15 protein-coding genes are annotated in these 19141 nt (G+C 74.1%); 4 read left to right on the top strand and 11 right to left on the bottom strand.

Going from position 1 to position 19141, the window contains the following annotated elements:
- Positions 1 to 68 precede the first annotated feature (68 nt).
- The 6 genes from ACWCRA_RS25375 to ACWCRA_RS25400 form a co-directional block, all read right to left on the bottom strand.
- The gene (locus ACWCRA_RS25375) at positions 69 to 1343 is read right to left on the bottom strand and encodes a cytochrome P450 family protein (protein ID WP_451068680.1); all 1275 of its coding nucleotides are present in this window, start codon (positions 1341 to 1343) and stop codon (positions 69 to 71) included.
- A 114-nt stretch (positions 1344 to 1457) separates the two neighbouring features.
- Positions 1458 to 2747, bottom strand: a complete 1290-nt coding sequence (locus ACWCRA_RS25380) for a cytochrome P450 (RefSeq protein WP_351557353.1) — start codon at positions 2745 to 2747, stop codon at positions 1458 to 1460.
- Positions 2744 to 3481 (bottom strand): GTP-binding protein, encoded by a 738-nt coding sequence (locus ACWCRA_RS25385; protein ID WP_351557356.1) that lies wholly within the window; start codon positions 3479 to 3481, stop codon positions 2744 to 2746. Before ACWCRA_RS25385 ends, ACWCRA_RS25380 begins: the two co-directional genes overlap by 4 nt.
- Complete coding sequence (locus ACWCRA_RS25390) at positions 3459 to 3818, bottom strand: DUF742 domain-containing protein (protein WP_351557359.1); 360 nt, start codon at positions 3816 to 3818, stop codon at positions 3459 to 3461. The genes ACWCRA_RS25385 and ACWCRA_RS25390 overlap by 23 nt, the downstream gene beginning before the upstream one ends.
- Positions 3815 to 4261: a roadblock/LC7 domain-containing protein gene (locus tag ACWCRA_RS25395; protein WP_351557362.1), complete on the bottom strand. Its 447-nt coding sequence runs from the start codon at positions 4259 to 4261 to the stop codon at positions 3815 to 3817. Before ACWCRA_RS25395 ends, ACWCRA_RS25390 begins: the two co-directional genes overlap by 4 nt.
- The gene (locus ACWCRA_RS25400) at positions 4258 to 6900 is read right to left on the bottom strand and encodes an ATP-binding protein (RefSeq protein WP_451068681.1); all 2643 of its coding nucleotides are present in this window, start codon (positions 6898 to 6900) and stop codon (positions 4258 to 4260) included. The genes ACWCRA_RS25395 and ACWCRA_RS25400 overlap by 4 nt, the downstream gene beginning before the upstream one ends.
- Positions 6901 to 7422: 522 nt before the next feature.
- Here ACWCRA_RS25400 and ACWCRA_RS25405 point away from each other — a divergent pair.
- The 3 genes from ACWCRA_RS25405 to ACWCRA_RS25415 all read left to right on the top strand — a co-directional run bounded on the left by ACWCRA_RS25405 (position 7423) and on the right by ACWCRA_RS25415 (position 10923).
- Positions 7423 to 8547 (top strand): GNAT family N-acetyltransferase, encoded by a 1125-nt coding sequence (locus ACWCRA_RS25405; protein ID WP_451068682.1) that lies wholly within the window; start codon positions 7423 to 7425, stop codon positions 8545 to 8547.
- Positions 8548 to 8746: 199 nt separating this feature from the next.
- Positions 8747 to 10090, top strand: coding sequence for a glycosyltransferase family 2 protein (locus ACWCRA_RS25410; RefSeq protein ID WP_451068683.1), 1344 nt, complete (start codon positions 8747 to 8749; stop codon positions 10088 to 10090).
- 17 nt (positions 10091 to 10107) lie between these two features.
- The gene (locus ACWCRA_RS25415; protein WP_351557374.1) at positions 10108 to 10923 is read left to right on the top strand and encodes a polysaccharide deacetylase family protein; all 816 of its coding nucleotides are present in this window, start codon (positions 10108 to 10110) and stop codon (positions 10921 to 10923) included.
- Between the two features lie 36 nt (positions 10924 to 10959).
- Here the strand turns inward: ACWCRA_RS25415 and ACWCRA_RS25420 are convergent, their stop codons facing one another.
- From ACWCRA_RS25420 to ACWCRA_RS25440, 5 genes are all read right to left on the bottom strand, one after another.
- Positions 10960 to 12030 (bottom strand): glycosyl hydrolase, encoded by a 1071-nt coding sequence (locus ACWCRA_RS25420; protein WP_351557377.1) that lies wholly within the window; start codon positions 12028 to 12030, stop codon positions 10960 to 10962.
- Positions 12027 to 12497 carry a hypothetical protein gene (locus tag ACWCRA_RS25425; RefSeq protein WP_351557380.1) on the bottom strand — a complete coding sequence of 157 codons (471 nt, stop codon included), beginning with the start codon at positions 12495 to 12497 and terminating at the stop codon, positions 12027 to 12029. The genes ACWCRA_RS25420 and ACWCRA_RS25425 overlap by 4 nt, the downstream gene beginning before the upstream one ends.
- Positions 12494 to 14509 (bottom strand): glycosyltransferase, encoded by a 2016-nt coding sequence (locus ACWCRA_RS25430; protein WP_451068684.1) that lies wholly within the window; start codon positions 14507 to 14509, stop codon positions 12494 to 12496. Before ACWCRA_RS25430 ends, ACWCRA_RS25425 begins: the two co-directional genes overlap by 4 nt.
- Before the next feature lie 17 nt (positions 14510 to 14526).
- Positions 14527 to 16770 carry a lipopolysaccharide biosynthesis protein gene (locus ACWCRA_RS25435; RefSeq protein ID WP_451068685.1) on the bottom strand — a complete coding sequence of 748 codons (2244 nt, stop codon included), beginning with the start codon at positions 16768 to 16770 and terminating at the stop codon, positions 14527 to 14529.
- Positions 16771 to 17229: 459 nt separating this feature from the next.
- The gene (locus ACWCRA_RS25440; protein WP_351557389.1) at positions 17230 to 18168 is read right to left on the bottom strand and encodes an RNA polymerase sigma factor SigF; all 939 of its coding nucleotides are present in this window, start codon (positions 18166 to 18168) and stop codon (positions 17230 to 17232) included.
- A gap of 340 nt (positions 18169 to 18508) precedes the next feature.
- Here ACWCRA_RS25440 and ACWCRA_RS25445 point away from each other — a divergent pair, with 340 nt between their 5' ends.
- Complete coding sequence (locus ACWCRA_RS25445; RefSeq protein ID WP_351557392.1) at positions 18509 to 18877, top strand: STAS domain-containing protein; 369 nt, start codon at positions 18509 to 18511, stop codon at positions 18875 to 18877.
- The last annotated feature ends 264 nt before the right edge of the window (positions 18878 to 19141 follow it).

Here is a 19141-nt window from a genome sequence, read left to right on the forward strand (position 1 = left end):
CGGTCAGGACGCACACGTACGGGACAAGTGTCGTCCAGCCGCCCCCGGATCTCCGGGCGGCGGGCCGCTCAGCGCGTCAGCCGCACCGGCAGCTCGTCCACCCCGTTGCCCACGAAGCTGGCGTGCCGCTCCAGCTCCGCCTCCGGGACCGCGAGATCCAGATCGGGGAAGCGGGTGAACAGCCGCTCCAGCGCGATCGCCCCCTCCAGCCGCGCCAGCGGCGCGCCCAGGCAGAAGTGCGCGCCGTGGCCCAGCGACAGATGCCGGGACCCGCCGGACCGGGTGACGTCGAAGCGGCCGGCGTCCGGGCCGTGCGCCTCCGTGTCGCGGCCCGCCGCCGAGTAACCGGCCAGGACCGGGGTCCCCTTGGGTATCAGGGTGCCGTCGACCGTGATGTCCTCGACGGGGTAGCGGAACGGGAAGTAGCTCACCGGGGCGTCCCAGCGCAGGGTCTCCTCCACCACATCCGTCCAGCCCGCCTTCCCCGACCGCACCGCCTCCAGCTGATCGCGGTGCCCGCAGAGCGCCCGTACCGCGTTGCTGATCAGATTGAGGGTGGTCTCATGGCCCGCGACCACCGTCAGCATCAGGGTGCCGATCAGCTCCTCCTGGCTGAGCCGGTCGCCGTCCTCGTCGCGGACGGCGATCAGCGCGCTGGTCAGATCGTCCCCCGGACGCTCCGCCCGGATCGCCGCGATGGCCGCCAGGAGCTGGATCATCTCCTTGTTCGCGGCGATCGCCGCCTGCGGCTCTATCGTGGTGCTGACCACCTGGTTCGACAGCTCGTGCAGCCGCTCCCGGTACTCCTCGTCCAGCCCCAGCAGGGTGCAGATCACGCTCAGCGGCAGCGGCAGCGCGAACCGCGTCCGCAGATCCACCACCCCGTCCCCGGCCGCCGCCTCCCGCGCGAGCGAGTCCAGCAGCGCGGCGGTCACCGACTCGATGCCCGCGCGCATCGCCTCCACCCGCCGCGCGGTGAACGCCCGGCTCACCAGCGTGCGCAGCCGGCGGTGGTCGTCACCGTCCGCCGTGATCATCCCGGGCACCACGGCGAAGGTGAGCAGCGGCCACCCCGGGGGGATCGCGCCCTCCCGCAGCGCGGTGAAGTGCGCCGGGCTCTTGGCGACATCGGGGCGGGAGAGAAAGTCCTTCAGCGCCTCGTGGCCCAGCACCATCTTGCCCGCGATCCCGCCGGGCAGGACGACATCGGTGACGGCGCCCCGGGCGAGCAGCCGGGCGTTCGCCGCGTGCGGGCAGCCGCCCTTCGGGTCCAGACGGTACGGAGCGGTGGTGGCGGCGCGGGAAGACTCAGTGTTCGGCTCAGTGCTCGGCTCGGTGCTCAACTCGGCTCTCCTGACAGCGAGGGAAGCGGGCAAGGGCATCAGACGGGCTTCGGACGGGCGTCGGGCGTGCTTCGGGCGGACTTCGGACGGCGTCGGGCGTGCTTCGGGCGTGCTTCAGGGGGCCGCGGACCGGTCCGGCGGCTCCCCCTCGTACGGCAGCTGCGGCTCGGTGAACCGCACCGGCAGCGCCGCGAGCCCCTTGCTCCAGGGCGACTTCACCCAGGAGAGCTGGGACTCGGGCACCGCCAGCTCCAGATCCGGCAGCCGGTGGCGGATGGTGTCCACGGCGGTACGGGTGATCAGCCGGGCCGGGTCCTGCGCCGGGCAGGAGTGCGGACCGGCGCCGAACGCCAGATGCGAACGGTTCCCGATCACCGGGGCCCCGTCCTCCGGCAGCACCGCGGGGTCCTGGTTGGCCCCCGCGAGCCCCAGCAGCAGCATGTCCCCGGTCCGGATGCGCTGGCCGCCGAAGTCCAGATCGCGGGTGGCGTACCGGGCGGGGAAGTTCTGGGTCGGCGGATGGCGCCACAGCACCAGGTCCAGGGCGTCGTCCACACTGAGGTGACCGACCGTCAGCGAGGAGCGGAACGCCGGGTCGCAGAGCAGCACCCGCAGGGTGGTGGAGATCCAGTTCACGGTGGTCTGCTGACCGGCGACGAACATCACCACCAGGTTGTGCAGCACCTCCTCGTCCGTCAGCCCGGCCGCGTGGTGCAGCAGCGCCGAGGTGACATCCTCCCCGGGCCGCTCCCGCTTCTCCCTGATCAGCTCCAGCAGGATCGTGTTCATCCGCTCGCTGGCGTTGACCGAGTCCGCGTTGGCCACCACCATCCCGGTGATGGCCTGCGCCAGCCGCTGCCCGACGCGCTCGTCGAGACCGAGCAGACCGATGATCACCAGCACCGGCAGCCGCCGGGCGTAGTGCGCCACCAGATCGGCCTCGCGGCGGTCGGCGAAGTCCGCGATCAGCCGCTCGGCCGCCGCCTTCACGGTGCGGCGCAGCTCGTGCCCGTTGATCCCGGCGAGCGCGTCGGACACCGCCGTGCGCATCCGCCGGTGCTGCTGCCCGTCGGCGAAGAGCAGCGCCGGGCGCCAGCCGATGATCGGCATGATCGGGGAGTCCGGCGGCACCCGGCCCTCCCGCAGCAGGGTCCACCGGCGCGGGTCGTGCGAGAAGTCCTGCTCCTCGCGGGTGAGCCGGAGCAGCTCCCGGTGACCGAGGACCAGCCACGCCCCCACCCCCGGCGCGATGGTCACCGGCGCCACCGGGCCGTGCGCCCGGCGCAGCCGCTCGTACAGCGCGGGCATCGCGTCCCCGTCGAGGTCCGGCCCATAGAGCGCGGTCGCGGCCGGGGAGCGGCCACCGCCGGTCCCGGGCGGCCGGGAGTGCGGCGGCAGGCTCATGAGGACTCCGTGACGGTCGTGCCGACGGGCGGCGGGGCCGCCGCCGGCGAGGGGCCGCCCGGGCCCGGTTCCGGGGGGACGGTGTCGATGAGATGGCCGAGCAGCGCGATCAGCGCCTGCACCGAGGAGCGCACGCTCCGCGCGTCACACGCCACCAGCGGGGTCTCCGGCAGCAGATCCAGCGCCGCCCGCAGCTCGCCCTCCGTGTACTGCGGGCTGCCGGGGAAGACATTGACCGCCACCGCGAACGGCAGCCCGAGGTCCTCCAGATTGCCCAGCGCGTCGAAGGACGCCGCCAGATCGCGGGTGTCGACCAGGGCCAGCGCGCCCAGCGACCCCCGGGCCAGGTCCCGCCAGGCGGGCAGGAACCGCTGCTGGCCCGGCGTGCCGAAGAGATAGAGCACCAGCGCGCCGTCGATGGTGATCCGCCCGAAGTCCAGGGCGACCGTGGTGGTGGTCTTCCCCGGGGTCGTGACCGTGTCCACCCCGGCCGACGCCTGCGTCATCATCGCCTCGGTGGAGAGCGGCTTGATCTCCGAGACGGTGCCGATGAGCGTGGTCTTGCCCACCCCCAGTGGGCCGACCACCAGGATCTTCGCCGCGCCCACCACACTGGCGCTGACGTACTTCCCGGGCTGGGGGCCCGGGCCGGGGATGTCCCGGAACGGCGCCTGGTGCGGGCCCGGTTGTCCCGACGCCCGGTCCGGGTCGTCAGAGACGGCTTTCGAGGCCATGGAGGACCTTTCTGAGCATGGTCACATCGGTGTGTTCGGCCGGTGGGATGGGCGGGCGGATCACGATCAGCCCCCACTCGACCAGATCGGAGAGGAGTATCTGGACCACCGACGGCGGCTGGCCGAGATGGGCGGCCACCTCGGCGACCGACAGCAGGCCCTGGCAGAGCGTCAGGATGCGGTGGTGCTCCGGCTGGAGGGACGGCGGGAACGCGGCGTCCGTCGCCATCACCAGGGTCTCCCAGGCCAGCGGCTCACCGCCGGTGTCCGAGCGGCCTCTGGTGATCACGTACGGGCGCACCGCCGAGGGGGTCCGATCCTCCGGACGGCCCGTCATGAGGAGCCGGTCACCGGGTCTCTGGGCTGGCTGCTCAGATGGGCGCCGATCTTCGCCACCAGGAGCTGCATCCGCTGGGCCACCAGGCCGACATCCGCCTCGGTGTCCGTGGCCACGCCCAGGTGCGCGCCGATCCCCGCGTGGGTGAAGAGGACGAAGCCGTGCTCGGACTCCAGCATCAGCTGCCGCACGCCCGCGCCCCGGCCGAAGAGCAGCGCCGCGGTGGACCGGCCGGTCATGGTCATCGCCGCGCAGGCGGCGGAGAGCGCCTCGGCCTCGCCCACGCTGAGCGAGGCCACGGGCCCGGTGAGCTTCTCGGCGGAGGCGTGGCCGAGCCGCAGACCGTCCTCCGACACGACCACGGCGTGCCGGACACCCGGGATCTCGGTCAGCGGGCGGAGCATCCAGCCCAGGTCGGGGAGTCTGGTGATGGTCCCGGTCAAGGCCGGCCTCCATGGTGCGTGTCGGGGTGGGTGGGGTCGGTGGCGGCGAGCGCCGCGCGACCGCGCCGGGAGCCGGAGACCACGCTGGCGACCGACGCCCGCGCGGCCTCGGGGGTCCAGGCGGGGCGGTCCTCCGGGAGGGGAGGGGCGGCGGGGGGCTGCGGCTGGAGGGCCGTCTGGGCGGCGGCCTCCACGGCGGCGCCCCGGCGGCTGCGCCTGCGGGGCAGCGCCCCTGTCCCGGCGCCCGTCCCGGCCTCGGGCGGGTGCTGGGCGGCCGGGCGGTGGGGGAGTTCGTGGTGGGCGGTGGAGTGCTGGGGGGTGTCCGGGTAGGACCCGGAGACCCGCACGGTCCCGAGGTAGGCGCCGGGGTGCCGGTCCTGGCCGCCGTCCCGCTCGTGCTGCCGGGGCGGCGCGGCGTGCCGCGGCCCGTCGGCCCCCTCACGCCCCCCGGCCCCGGACCCGTCGTCCGCCCGGCCGCTCCGGAACACCCCGGAGGCCCCCGGGGAGCCGTTGTCGGCGTACTCCCCGAACTCCCCGAAGCGCGCCTCACGAGCCCGCGCCCCGTCGGGGCCGCGCTGCTCGCCGCCGCCGCGCCCGCCGGGGCCGGTGCGCGGGTACGTGCCGTCGCGCCCGCCGGCGTCCGCGTCCCGGTGGGTGCCGGGGTATCCCCCCGGGCCCGGGCCCGCGCTCCGGCCGCTGTCCGGGCCCGCGCCGGGCCCCCCGCCGGGGCGTTGGCTGCCCGGCTGCCCGTCGGAGCCGGTGCGCGGGTACGCGCCGTCGCGCCCGCCGGCGTCCGCGTCCCGGTGGGTGCCGGGGTATCCCCCGGGGCCCGGGCCCGCGCTCCGGCCGGTTCCGGGGTACGCGTCCGGGTCCTGGTGGGCGTCCGGGTGTTGGTCCGCTGTCGTGCGTCGGTAGCCGTTCTGCTGTTCGCCGGGGTCCGTGTGCCGGCCGTCGCCGGGGTACTCGCCGGTGCCCGCGCCCCGGCCGCTGTCCGGGTACGTGCCGTCGCGCCCGCCGGCGTCCGTGTCCCGGTGGGTGCCGGGGTATCCCCCCGGGCCCGGGCCCGCGCCCCGGCCGGCACCGGGGTGAGCGTCCGCACCCCAGTTCGTGTCCGGTTGTCCGCCGGAGGGTGTCTCCCGGTACGTGTTCGGTTGTCCCCCGGAGGGTGTCTCCCAGTTCGTGTCCGGCTGCCCGCCCAAGGGCATCTCCCGGTACGCCTCCGGAAGCCCGGCCGCCGGCGCGTCACGGTAGGCGCCCGGGCCCTCGGCCGAGTCCGTGTTCGGGCCCGCTGCCCCCGGGCCCTGGTGGGACCCGGAGCCGGAGCCCGGGCCCGTGTCCCGGTACGCGCCCGGGAACGGCGGCGGAACCGCCTTCGGGTAGCCCGCCTCACCGGCACCGGCACCCGCACCCGCCTCGGAGGCCCACGGCCCGCCCCCCGAGCCGTTCACCCGGCCCGCGCCGGAGGCGACCCTCCCGCGCCGGGGCAGCCCCGACGCCCCGCCCGCGAAGTGGGAGAGCGGTTCCGTCAGCAGGCGGTACGGCACGAAGGCCACCGCGCGGGTCCCCCCGTACGCCGAGGTCCCCGTCAGCTCCACCGTGAACCCCAGCTCCCGCGCCCAGCGGCCCACGCACGCGAGCCCCAGCCGGGGCACCGCGCCCAGCTCCGCCAGGTCCAGTTCGTCGCGGAGCCGGGCCGTCGACTGGCGCAGCACGTCCGGCGGCATGCCGAGCCCCGCGTCGTCGATCTCCACCACCGCCCCGGCGCCCACCTCGCGCACAGTCACCACGACCTGGGTGCGCGAGGGCGAGAACACCGTCGCGTTCTCCAGGAGTTCGGCGATGGCGTGCATCAGCCCCTCGACGGCCGGCGGCACCACGTACAGTGTCTGCCCGCCGTGCACCTCGATCCGGGTGAACTCCACGATCCGCGACTGCGCCCCCCGGACGCAGTCGAACAGCGAGACCGGCCGGGTCTCCCGGCGGGCCGGCCAGATGCCGCACATCACCAGCAGGGTCTGGGCCTTGCGGGTCATCTGCGCGGCGGCGTGGTCGGCCTTCATCACCTCCGCCATGAGCCGGGGGTCCTCGATGGTCCGCTCGACCCGGTCGAGCACCTGCTGCTGCACCGTGGCCATGGCGTGCATATTGCGGGCGACGGACTCGAACGCGGCCTGGACGGAGTCCCGCAGCACCCGCTCCCTGCGCACCCCCTCGTCCGAGCCGAGCGCCTCCACGACCGTCTCCAGTGCCCGGGCGAACGCGTCGCCGGTGTCGGCGGCCGGCGCGAGAGGGCCGGGCACGGAGTCGGGGCGGCGGCCGGTGCGCAGCCGTTCGCTGATCGCGGGCAGCCGCACCGCCGCCAGATGGACCACCTCGGCGGCCCTGGCCTCCGCCGTCGCGCGGGACTCGGCGTGGCGGGCCCGCTCGGCGCGCAGCCGCCGGACCAGGCCGAGGGCCCAGAGCGGCGCCAGCACGGCGAGGGCGGCGCACGCCCAGGCCAGCAGCTGACGGGTGCCGGTGCGGGTGTACTGGTCGGCCAGGGCGGTGGCCCCGGCGACCGCGGCGAGGACCGCCAGCGGCCACCACAGGGAGGGGCCCCGGGCGTCCCGCCCCGGTCCGGCGCCCTTCGGCCTCACCATGAGCGCCCCGGGCCGGCCGGCGCGCCCGCACACCCGGCCGGCGCCCCCGCCCGCCGGACCGGCGAGCCTCCCGGCTCATGCGTCCGGCCCGGCCTGTTCGACCGCCCCGACCTGTTCGACCTGCTCGACCTGATGTCCGAGGAGACCACGACGTAGACCACGACCACGGAGACCGAGCCTTTCACGAGGACTTGCGGAACGTCCGGGCCCCACGGGACACGGGGCCGGGACACGCACGCCTCCCGCGGGGGATATCGGGAGCATTCCGAATCCTACGATCAACTGACCGCGTTCGAATATTGGTTGAGCAAGTCACGTCGGATTATTGCTGCGCTCGGCGGCCATTCGTGCTATGTCACATCCGCCACTTGAACATCAGGTGTCACTCAGGCATCGCTGTCTTCACGAATTCGCCACAATGCGGCCGGGGTTCCCTACCCTGGAGGGGTACGGGCCGGTACGGTCGCGTCCGGGGAGCCGGGCGGGCCGGGCCGTGGGGGAAGGCTCGGGAGGACCGGGGGGATGAGGGTGAGCGGCGTTCGGGACAGCGGTGCCCGGGGACACGGGGACGTACGGGTCGATGTGGTGCGGCCGGGGGAGCTGGGCCCCGGCGAACTGGCCTCCTGGCGGCTGCTGCGCGCGGAGTCGAGGATGCCCGCGAGCCCCTTCATGGAACCCGAGTTCACCGTCGCCGTGGGCCGGGTGCGCCCCGCCGCCCGGGTCGCGCTGCTCGGCCTCGGCGGCGAGCGGGCCGGCTACTTCCCGTACGAGACCGGCCCCTGGGGCCAGGGCCGGGCGATCGGCCTCGGTGTCTCCGACAGCCAGGGCGCGGTCCTGCGCCCCGGTCTGGAGATCACCGCGCCCCGGCTGCTGCGCGCCTGCTCCCTCTCCGCCTGGCGGTACGACAACCTGGAGGCCGGCCAGGACCTCTTCCTCCCCGGCGGCGCCGAGGGATTCGACTCCCCGGTGATCGACCTCGGCGCGGGGTACGAGACGTACGAGAAGGAGCTGCGCGCCCAGTCGCCCACCTTCCTCCGCTCCACCCTCGCCAAGGAGCGCCGGCTCGGCCGGGCGCAGGGCGGGGTCCGGTTCGTCTTCGACGAGCGCGACCCCGCGGCCCTGCGCACCCTGATGGAGTGGAAGTCCGCCCAGTACCGCAGAACCGGCCGCGGCGACCGCTTCGCCCAGCGGTGGATCAGCGATCTCGTCCGGCTGCTGCACAAGACCCGTACGCCCGGCTGCTCCGGGGTCCTCTCGGTGCTGTACGCGGGAGGGCGGCCGGTCTCCGCCCACTTCGGCCTGCGCTCGCCCGGCGTCCTGGCCTACTGGTTCCCCGCGTACGACCCCCGCTTCGCCCGCTACTCCCCGGGGCTCGTCCTGCTGCTGCGGATGGCGGAGGCCGCGGCGGCGGCCGGGATCGGACTGCTCGATCTGGGCCGGGGCGCGGCCCGGTACAAGGGCTCGCTGATGACCGGGCGGCTCAGGGTCCACGAGGGGGCGTCGACCCGCCCCGGGATGGGGGCCGCCCTCCACTGGGTGAGCCGTGAACCCGCCCGCCGCACCCACCGGTTCGTCCGCGACCGGCCCCGGCTGGCCGGGTACGCCCGGGAGACCCTGACCCGTATCGGCGGGGTCCGGGGCGGCTGACCTCGGCGGCCACCCGGCTCGGCCGCCCCGCCCGCCTCCGCCGCGAACCGGTCGTATGCCGGGGAAAACCGACCGAATGCCGGCCAACAGCGGATCACATCCGGCCCGCAGGCCACATACTGCTCATCCGCCGCATGCTCCGGAGGTCCCGGCCACCGGGACCGGCGGCTCGGCGCTCACACACGCGAGGAATATGACCATGGACAACCCACCCAGCCCGGCGCCCCTCCAGGTCGCCCAGCTCGATCTGGACGGCCCGGAGGGCGCCGTCATCGGGTTCGGGGGGGTCGGGCCCTCGCCCGGCACCGGCCCCGAGATCGCCGGCGGCGATGTCTACGCCCTGGTGAGGCTGCGCGGGCGGCCCGCCGCCACCGTCGTCTGCCGCGTCCCGCCCGGCAAGAACCCCGCCGACGCCGTGGCCGCCGAGGCCCGCGCCCTGCTGGCCCGCACCCCGGCTCACCCCGTCCGTGACGACCACGCCGGTGGCCACGCCGATGGCATAGCCACCGACCCCACCGACCCCACCGACCCCCGGGAGCCCGCGCCCACGGTCTCCGTGGTGATCGCCACCCGTGAGCGCCCCGAGCAGCTCGCCCGGGCGCTCGACTCCCTGCTCGCCCAGGACCACCCCGGCTTCGAGATCGTCGTCGTCGACAACGCCCCTCTCACCACCGGCACCGAGGACCTCGTCTCCGGCGCCTACCGGGACCGGGTCCGCTATGTCCGGGAGGAGGTCCCCGGGCTCGCCATCGCCCACAACCGGGGCGTCGCCGTCGCCGCCGGCGAGGTCATCGCCTTCACCGACGACGATGTGATCGCCGACCCGCACTGGCTCACCGCGCTCACCGCCCCCTTCGCCGCCGACCCCGGCCTGGGCTGTACGACGGGACTGATCCTGCCCGCCCGGCTCGGCACCCCCGCCCAGATCCTGCTGGAGAGCCACGGCGGCTTCGCCAAGGGCTTCGCGCCCAGGACCTGGGACCCGGCCGCCCCGCCCGCCGACGAACCGCTCTTCCCCTTCACCGCCGGAAGCTTCGGCTCCGGCGCCAACATGGCCTTCCGGGCGGCGGCCCTGCGCGCCGCGGGCGGCTTCGACCCCGCCACCGGCACCGGCACCCCCGCGCGCGGCGGCGACGACCTCTACGCCTTCGTCAGCGTGCTCGCCGCCGGCCACCGGCTGCGCTACACCCCCGAGGCCCTGGTCTGGCACCACCACCGCGAGACCTGGCGGGACCTCACCAACCAGGCGTACGGATACGGGGCCGGGCTCACCGCGTACCTCACCGCCCTCCTGGTCCGCCGCCCCGCCCTGATCCCCGCCCTGCTGCGGAAGCTCCCCCGGGGCCTGGCCCACGCCCGGACCATCACCGCCCACCGCGACACCGCCGAGGCGGCCGTCCCCGGCGCCCATGGAGCACAGGGCCACGCCTGGCCGCGGCAGCTCTCCCGGCTGGAGCGCCGGGGCATGCTGGCCGGACCCGTCGGATATGTCAGAGCGCGCCGCCGCGTCCGGGGAATCCGGCCGCCGTGGCACGGCTGTTGAGAACAAGAGGCCCGGACATGAGTGACGGCACGGTGGCGACGTCGCCCCACATCCCCGTACTGCTCTACCACGCCGTCATGGACGACCCACCGGACTGGATCGCCGAGTTCACCGTCGCGCCCAAGGAGTTCGTCGCCCAGCTCGACGCGGTGGTGGCCAGCGGGCGCACCCCCATCACCATCGGCGCGCTCATCGCCGGGCTCACGGGCACCGCGCCGCTGCCCGCGCGCCCGGTGGTGCTCACCTTCGACGACGGGTTCGCCGACCTCCCGGGCCACACCGCCGAGGAGCTGGCCGAGCGCGAGCTGCCCGCGACCGCGTATCTGACCACGGGGGCGATCACCCCGGGGCTGCGCAGCCTGCTGCCCCCGGCGCCGATGATGACGCTCTCGGAGGTGCGGCTGCTGGAGCAGTACGGCATGGAGGTCGGCACGCACACGGTGACCCACGCCCAGCTGGACACCCTCCCGGCCGCGGCCCTCCGCCGCGAGCTGCGCGAGCCCAAGGACGCCCTGGAGCAGCTCCTGGGGCACGAGGTGGCCCATCTCGCCTATCCGCACGGCTACAACAGCCGGAAGGTGCGCGGGGCGGCGCTCCGGGAGGGGTACGCCTCGGCGGTGGCGGTCCGGCACGCGCTCAGCTCCCAGCGGGACGAGACCTACCGCATCTCCCGGCTCATCGTGCGGTGCACCCACACCGTCGCGGACGTCGAGGCGTGGATGGAGGGGCGGGGCGCGCGCCCCGCCCCTCCCGGCGACTCGCTGCGCACGGTCGGCTGGCGGTGGTACCGGCGGGGCCGGGCGGCCGTCCGGGGCCACACCTTCGCCGGCTGACCCCGCCCGCCGCCCGCCGCCGTGCCCCGGGTGGACTCAGGGGCGCGGCTGGTGGAAGTACGGGTCCGAGACCGCCGTGCGCAGGCTGTCCCAGGACGTGTCCCGGGCCAGGGAGAGATCGCAGCCGGGCCCCTCGTCGCGCCAGTTCCACTGGAGCGCGGCCCGGACCCCGTCCAGCGACTTCACCACCCGGGGCACCTCGCGGTACCAGCCGGCCTGCCGCTCGGGGCGCTCCGGGTCGTCGGCGGTGCCGAACTCCGCGAGCATCAGGGGCTTCTCGTCGGAGATGTTCTTCCTGATCCACGCGTGGGACGCCCGCTGGGTCTCCTCGAAGCTCATCCACGCGGCGTCGTGGCAGCGGTAGTAGTTGTACTGGTTGTAGCCGATCCAGTCGACATACGCGTCGCCCGGGTACAGCTGCCGGAAGAGCTTGTTGTTGCCCTCGTACCCGGTGATGTTCCAGACCCAGACCACATTGGTCACGCCCAGCTTCCGGAACCGGTCGTGGATGTGCCGGTGGGCGGCGACGAACTCGGCCGGGGTGCCGTCCTCGGGCACCCGGTTGTCCATCTCCAGGTCGAAGGAGAGGAAGAGCGGCTTCCCGTACCGCTTGATCCGCTCGGCCTGGACATCGATGACGGTCCGGTCCAGCGCGCCCGAGGAGATCTGCGTCCACCGGGGCTGCTGCTCCCCGCTCCCGCCCCACCACTTGCTCTCCCAGGACAGCAGCAGCATCCGCTCCCGCCCCACCCGCTGCTCCTGCTCGCTGAGCAGGGTGCCCTCCACTCCGCCGGTGGACATGTCGTGGTACGCGTAGACGATGTCCAGCCGCCGTCCGGCGCGCTTCTCGTACGCGAGGACCTTCTCCTCCAGGTCGTGCTTCTGGTGCCGGACGTACGCGCCGAACCAGGCGCCGCACCGGGGCTCCAGCAGCCTGGTCGGCCGGCAGTCGGCCGCCGGGGCGGGGCGGGCGGCCGTGCCGTCCCCGTCCCCGGCGGAACGCTGGACGGCGACGGCGCCCGCGCCCACGAGGAGCGCTCCGGCGGTGGCCAGCGCCAGGAGCCAGGTCCTGCGCCGGGCGGGGCGACGGCGGGGTCCTTCCGTCATGGCGCCGAGCCCTCCGCCCGGTCGGCGGGAGCGGCCGGGGCCGGGGCCTGGGCCGCCCGGTGCCTGCCGCCCGACGACAGCTCCGGGCAGCAGGCGGCGAGCATCGCCAGCAGGGTGAGCAGCGCCAGCACCCGCAGCCCGCTGAACGCCCCGGCGGCGATCAGCGCCGTGGCGACGATGACGGTGGCGCTCAGGCTCAGCAGCACCATCAGCACCAGGCGCTCGATCCGGAGGGAGTCCCGTTCGAAGCCGCTGTCCCCGCTCTCCTCCGGCCCGACCGCGCGGTGCCGGCTGAGTGCGGGACCGCAGAGCCGCAGGAACGCCGCCCCCGGCCCCAGCAGCAGGAAGAGGACGACGGGCAGCACGCGCGGCGGCGAGGCGTCGGGCAGGGCGGTGGCGGCGATGGCCAGCCAGCCGGCGGCGGGCGGCAGCGCGCGGAGGACGAGCGCACGGCGGTCGGGGGTCATGAGCTTCTTTCCGATGAGCCGTCGGAGCTGGTGTCGGGACTGTCGCCGGAGCCGGAGCCGGAGGCCGAGTCCTTGCCGGAGGCGGAGTCCTTGCCGGGGGTGGAGCCTGCCGGGCCGGGCTGCCGCTTCAGCCGGAAGACCACCCCCGCGCTGTTGCGGGCCACCTCCTCGAAGAGCGGCGAATCCGCCACCGACCGCTCGATGTGCCGCAGTTGCGCGGCCCTGAGCATGCCGTTCATCTCCGAGTTGGCGATCTGTCCCCGGGTGAGCAGGAGATACCCGCGCGCGGGCGCCTTCACCCCGGCCATGTCCCGGGCGAGCCGGTCCGCCGGGTTCTTGAGGATCTTGTCCACATGGGTCTTGGCGTCGTCCAGGAACCAGTAGTGCCCCACGCGCCAGTACTCCTCGTAGGCGAGCGGGTAGTTGCGGTGCGCCGCGACCACCAGGGAGTCGTCCGGCGCCTGGTCGAAGAGGCGCTGGACGAGGTCGACCTCCTCGGGCGGGAAGTAGCTCAGCCGGTCCTTGCCCGAGTAGCTGGGCACGAAGAGCGCGGTCAGCACGGTCAGCACCACCACGGGCACCAGGAGGCGCATCGGCCCCGGGGCCTGCTTCGCCGCCCGCCGGGACCCCCGCCCGGCCGCCTCCGCGCGGGCCTGCGGGATCAGCGCGGCGGCGGCGAAGAAGCAGAGCGCGGGCAGCATGAACATCAGCACCCGGAAGATCATTTCGCTGCCGTAGTCATTGGCGACCGCCATCAGCAGCGGCACCCCGGCGAGCAGCAGCAGCGGCCGGGCCCGCCGGCGCAGCGGCCTGCCGCCGCGCAGCACCCCGATCCCGGCGAGCAGCACCACACCCGCCGACAGCAGCCGCGCCGTCCAGGAGACCACCAGCGCCCCGGTGCCGGTCGGTGTCGCGCCGTACCCGGTCTCCAGATTGTCGGCGACCTTGCCGAAGTTGCTGATCATGTCGGGGACCGCTTCCCTGAGGAACGGCAGCGACGCGGTCAGGTTCCAGGCCAGGAAGACCAGCAGCAGCGCGATCAGCAGCGTCCAGTCGCGGTAGCGCCGCATCAGACAGAGCGCGGCGAGCCCCACCGCGAGCATCACCGGTGTGAGCTGGTGCGCGATGACGATCGCGGCGATCAGCGGTATCAGCAGCACGGTCCACACCACCTGCCGGGAGCGCCGGCCGGGGGCCGGGCGCTCGGCGCGCCGCAGGGCCACCGCGATGACCCCCAGATAGAGCGCGAAGGCCAGCGACTGGGGCGAGAAGTAGTCCTGTCCCACCCAGTTGCCGACGGAGAACAGCCAGACAGCGGTCCAGATCAGCCGCCGGTCCTGGGTGAAGGTGCGGTAGATCAGCAGCAGCGGCGCGAGCAGCAGCAGCGAGGAGAACAGCGGCCACCAGGCCATGAACGCCAGCGCGTTCTCCGCCCCCGTCAGCCGCACCAGCGCGGCCTGCGCCGCGAAGAAGCCGGGCCACTGGTCGTACACCGCCATGTCGCCCAGCTCCGCACCGCGCTGGAGCCGGCCCGCGGTCAGCAGATGCTCGATGACCGCGTCGTGCTTCCAGGCCCAGGCGTAGAGCGGCGTGGGATAGACGGCGGCGGCGGTCGCCCGCAGCATCACCAGCAGACCCGCGGTGTAGGCGAAGGACCACCAGTTGCCGCGCGCCGGGTCCCGGACACAGATCCAGAACCCGGCGGTCAGGGTCACCAGACCGATCCAGTAGACCGCCGGCAGTTCGGCGAACAGGCCGTAGTCGGTCAGATCGGAGACATCGGTGAGCGCCACCGCGACCGCCCACAGGACGAGCGCGGCGGCCAGCGGCGCGGCGAGCAGCAGAAAGCCGCGCCGCCGCGCCGGGTCGGCGAAGAGGTCACGCACCCCGGAGGGACCGGAGCCGCCCCCGGGAGGGCCGCCCGGGCCCGGCCGGTCCTCCCGGTGCCCGTCGGCGCTCCCCGCTTCGGGGAGCGCCAGGGGTCTCCCGGTCTCGATGGCTGGTTGTTGCACGCTTCACCCCAGGTGGCTCAGTTCCTCGACGGCGCGGTGCGCGCCTTGCGCGTCCGCGCGATGCGTATCCAGATGATGGCGAGCGCGGCGCAGGTGAGGGCCAGTTGCAGCGGCAGCGCGACCGGCGCCAGTGACCGCTGGAAGGCCCAGCCGCACACCGCGAGCAGCCAGAGTGCACCCCACTGCGCCGCGACCGGAAGCCCCGAGGCCCGGCCGATCGCGAGGGCCGCGACCAGGGCGAGCAGCTGACAGAGCGCCGGCAGCCAGCGCAGCAGCGGCTCGGTGCCGTCCAGCCCTCCGGCGGAGGCCAGGAACCGGGCCAGTGTGCCGTACCACGCGCCGTCCACCGGCTCCGGTTCCCAGCCGAGCGCCGCCGGGGAGGCGTGCAGCGCGGCGAAGGTGACCAGGGTGCCCGTGCCCAGCAGCCCGGTGCGCGGGCGCAGCAGCGACAGGGCCGCGCAGTGCACCACGATCAGCAGCACCCCCGCCGTGACGGTGACCGGCGGCAGCGCCCGGATCAGCCCGGTGCCCGACAGCCGGTCGAAGGCGATGTCCGGGGCGTACAGCAGCGGCACCCAGAACAGCGTCACGGAGATGCCGAGCAGCAGCCACAGGATCAGCGCCAGCCGGTTCTCGAAGGCCGCGTCGGCCTGTCCCTGCCCCTGCCACTGCCCCGGGCCCGGGCCCTGCCCCTGTCCCGGCAGGGGTTCCGGCACCGGTTCGGGGCGGGCCGCGAGATAGACCGGGATGCCGAAGGCCGGGGTGGCGGTGTCGTTGTGCGCGCCGCGCAGATACGCGGTGTGCCGCGCCCAGTCCTCGCCGTACTCCTCGGCGTACTCCCGGGCCCTGACCTGCTCCCGCTCCCGCCGCTCGGCGGCCCTGCGGGCCCAGTCGGTGCCGTACTCGGTCTTCTTCCCGGGGCTCCGGTGGAAGAGGGCGGTCACCCGGGACGGCCTCGGTTCGCGGCTGGAGAGCGCCGAGCGCAGCCCGGGCGCGGAGACGAGGGCCACCAGCGTCATCGAGCCGAGCATCGCCCAGCCCGCGCCCGCGATCCCGGCCGGGCCCAGCAGCAGCGCGGCGCTGCCCAGCACCAGGGCGCACATCGTGCTCTGGAGCGCGGCGAGCATCCCCGTACGGCCCTGGACGCGCAGCACCCCGATGTACAGCTCGACCACCACGCGCGGCAGCGCGGCGGCGGCCAGCAGCCGCAGCACGGTGGTGCCGTTCTCGGCGTACTCCGGGCCGAACGGCGCCAGGATCTGCGGCGCGAAGATCACCAGCACCAGCACCACCGGCACCAGCAGCACCGCCATCCGGCGCAGCGCCCCGCGCACCCCGGCGGCCAGGGTCTCCGGGCTGTGCGAGGCGTGCGCGGTGAGCGAGGAGGCCATGTTGATGGCCATGAACTCCATCGTGCCGCCCACGGTGTAGGCGATGTAGAAGAAGCCGTTGTGGGCCGCGTCGAAGCGGACCGCGACCATCACCGGCAGCAGATTGATCATCGCCAGCGAGAAGAGCGAGCCGGCCGAGTCCCCGGCGAGGAAGCGGCCGATCTCCCGCATCCCCGGCGGTTCGCGGTCCCGGTCGGCGGCGGCCTGCCGGGGGATGAGCCTGCGGAAGATCAGCCAGGCCAGCGGCAGCACGGAGAGCGCCATGGCCGCGGCCCAGGAGACGAAGATGCCGAGCACGGGCAGGGTGGTCGCGAAGGCCGCGAGGAGCACCAGTTTGCCGACGGAGAAGACGGCGTTGCCCACCGGCACCCAGACGGCCTTGCGCAGCCCGGTGAGGACGCCGTCCTGGAGGGTCAGCAGCGCCCAGCCGATACAGGCGGCGATGAAGAACAGCCCCGGCCAGAGCCCGTCGAGCGGCTCGTAGGAGGAGCCCCACAGATCGAGGGTGAGCAGGAAGACGGTGGAGGCCAGGGCCACCACGAGGGAGCTGAACAGATAGGTCCGCCACACCAGGGGGCCGGTGGCGCGCCCGGCGCGGGGCACATAGCGCACCACCGCGCCGATCATCGTGGTCGCGGTGATGGAGGCGAGCAGCCGCATGGCGGCGATGGCGGCGGAGCCCTCGCCGACGGACTCCTTGGTGTAGTAGCGGGCGGCGACCAGCCAGAAGCCGAGGCCCAGCGCGGCCGAGACACCGGTGGAGAGCATCAGGGCATAGGCGTTGCGGAACATGGAGTCGCCACTGGCGCCCTCGGCCCCGGCACCGCCGTCGGCCCCGCCCTCGGGGCCGTCCGCCTCCGCGCCGGTCACCTCGGTCCCGGCCCGCCGCGGCCCGGGGCCCGGCCCGCTCGCGGACCCCGGCCCCGGCCCCGCCTCACGTCCGGTGGCTCCGGCACCTCCAGTGGCTCCTGCGGCTCCGGTGGTCGTCGTCCTCCGCTCAGGCCCCGGCTCCGGGGCCGCCGGCCCGCGCAGCCGGATGGTGTCAGCCACCGGCCCGGCCCTGCGGGCGCTGGTGGCACGGGTCTTGTCGGAGCCCCGTTCGGCACGACGGTATGTACACGCGTTCTCTGCCCCTAGGCCGGCGCACCGCTCTTCTCGTGCCGTGCGCGCGGGTGGGCAGCCCTCCCCGCGCACCATTTTGTCCTCCCGCGGGCCCCGCGCTCAATGCGGCCCGGCCCGCCCGGCCCGCCAACCAAGCGGAAAGGCCCCCTCCGTGGCGGAAAGGGGCCCTGTCCCGGACGGCCGCGCGGCCCGGCGCTCACTGCCGGCTCACTCCTCGACGGTGAGCCCTTTCCGCAGCTTGGCCAGGGTGCGGGAGAGCAGCCGGGAGACATGCATCTGGGAGATTCCCAGCTCCTCGCCGATCTCCGACTGGGTGAGGCCGGCCACGAAACGGAGGGAGAGAATTTTACGGTCCCGTGGGGCGAGGCCCGCGATCAGCGGCTTGAGGGACTCGATGTACTCGATGCCCTCGATGCCGTGGTCCTCGTAGCCGATCCGGTCGGCGAGGGTCCCCTCGGAGTCGCCGTCGTCGCCCTCGGGGCGGGCGTCCAGCGAGCCCGCGGTGTAGGCGTTGCTCGCGGCCATCCCCTCGACGACCTCGTCCTCGGCGATGCCCAGATGCCCGGCCAGCTCGGTCACGGTGGGGGCGCGGTCCAGCCGCTGGGACAGCTCGTCCGTGGCCCTGGCCAGTTCGAGCCGGAGCTCCTGGAGTCTGCGCGGCACCCGCACCGACCAGCTGGTGTCCCGGAAGAAGCGCTTGATCTCGCCGATGATCGTCGGCATGGCGAAGGTGGGGAACTCCACGCCGCGGCTGAGTTCGAAGCGGTCGATCGCCTTGATCAGACCGATGGTGCCGACCTGGATGATGTCGTCCATCGGCTCGCTGCGGGCCCGGAACCGGGCGGCGGCGAACTTGACCAGCGCGAGGTTGAGTTCCACGAGGGTGTTGCGGACGTACGCGTGGTCGTGGGTGCCCTCCTCCAGCAGCTCCAGCCGGGCGAAGAGGGTCTTCGAGAGGGCCCGGGCGTCCAGCGCGCCGATCTCCGCGAAGGGCGGGATCGCGGGAAGGGGCTCAAGGGCTTCGTCGAAGGGATCGTCGGGGGACTCGGCGAGAGTCTCCGGGCCCGGGAGTGAAACGGGGGACGCGGCGGTGACGGTGACGGTGGCGGCGTGGGCGGCGGGGGCGGGGTCCAGCCGGGGTGACATGGGTCTCCTCCATCGTTCTCGGCGTGCGGCAGCCGGTGCCATGTGTGCGCGCTGCGGTGAGCGGCGCCTCCAGAGCCGGTCGTGTGGTTGGCGTGTTCTGTCTGTTCTCCACCAGCCCTACCTGGTATCGGCGATTGGTTGCAAGTGGCATTTATCCTATATAGGGCTTTGGTGAGGGAGTTCCGCTGGCCTGTCGCCCCGGGGAAGGCGTAATGTTCGCCGGAAGTCACGGTTGAGGCCCCAGGGCCACCAGGGCACATGGCGACAGAATTGGTCACCCCGTGCGTGCCGTGACCGGAAATGTCACAGCGGATGTACGAGACGGTGAAGAGGGACGGGCATGGACCGCGCAACGGTCGGCAGCGCGAATCGTGGCCGGCTTCAGGTCGAGGTTCGGACCGAGGGCCGCAGTGAAGTGCTGAAACCGGCGGGTGAACTGGATTTCCACACCGCCGAATTGCTGAGCACCCCCCTGGAGGAGGCGCTCGCGCAAGGTCGTTCCCGGCTGGTGGTCGACTGCTCCGCACTGGAGTTCTGCGACTCGACCGGACTCAACGTCCTGCTGGCCGCCCGGCTGAAGGCGGAGGCCGCCGGAGGCGGCGTCCATCTGGCCGGGATGCTGCCGGTGGTGGCGCGGGTGCTGGAGATCACCGGGGCCGAGGCGGTCTTCACCGTCCACGACTCCCTGGACGAGGCCCTCGCGGGCTGACGGCCGGGGCCCGGTCCGGGAGACTTCCGGGGCTTCCGGGACGGGTGAGATTTTCCGCTGGGGGCGTAGTGAGTGTTGTCACCCCATGCCAGGGCAGGAGAACTGCCATGAGCCCGTGCGGAGGGCCGGAGGTCCGGCACTCTGATGTACGGGCGCGGGGGAGCGGTGCGCGTGGTGAATCGGGAGGCGGCAGTGCCGGACGGATGGCAGGGACGGCAGTGCGGCGGCGTTGTGTACATGGATGGCGAACTGGTGGATCGGTGA

This window comes from Streptomyces sp. NPDC001889, assembly GCF_053594535.1.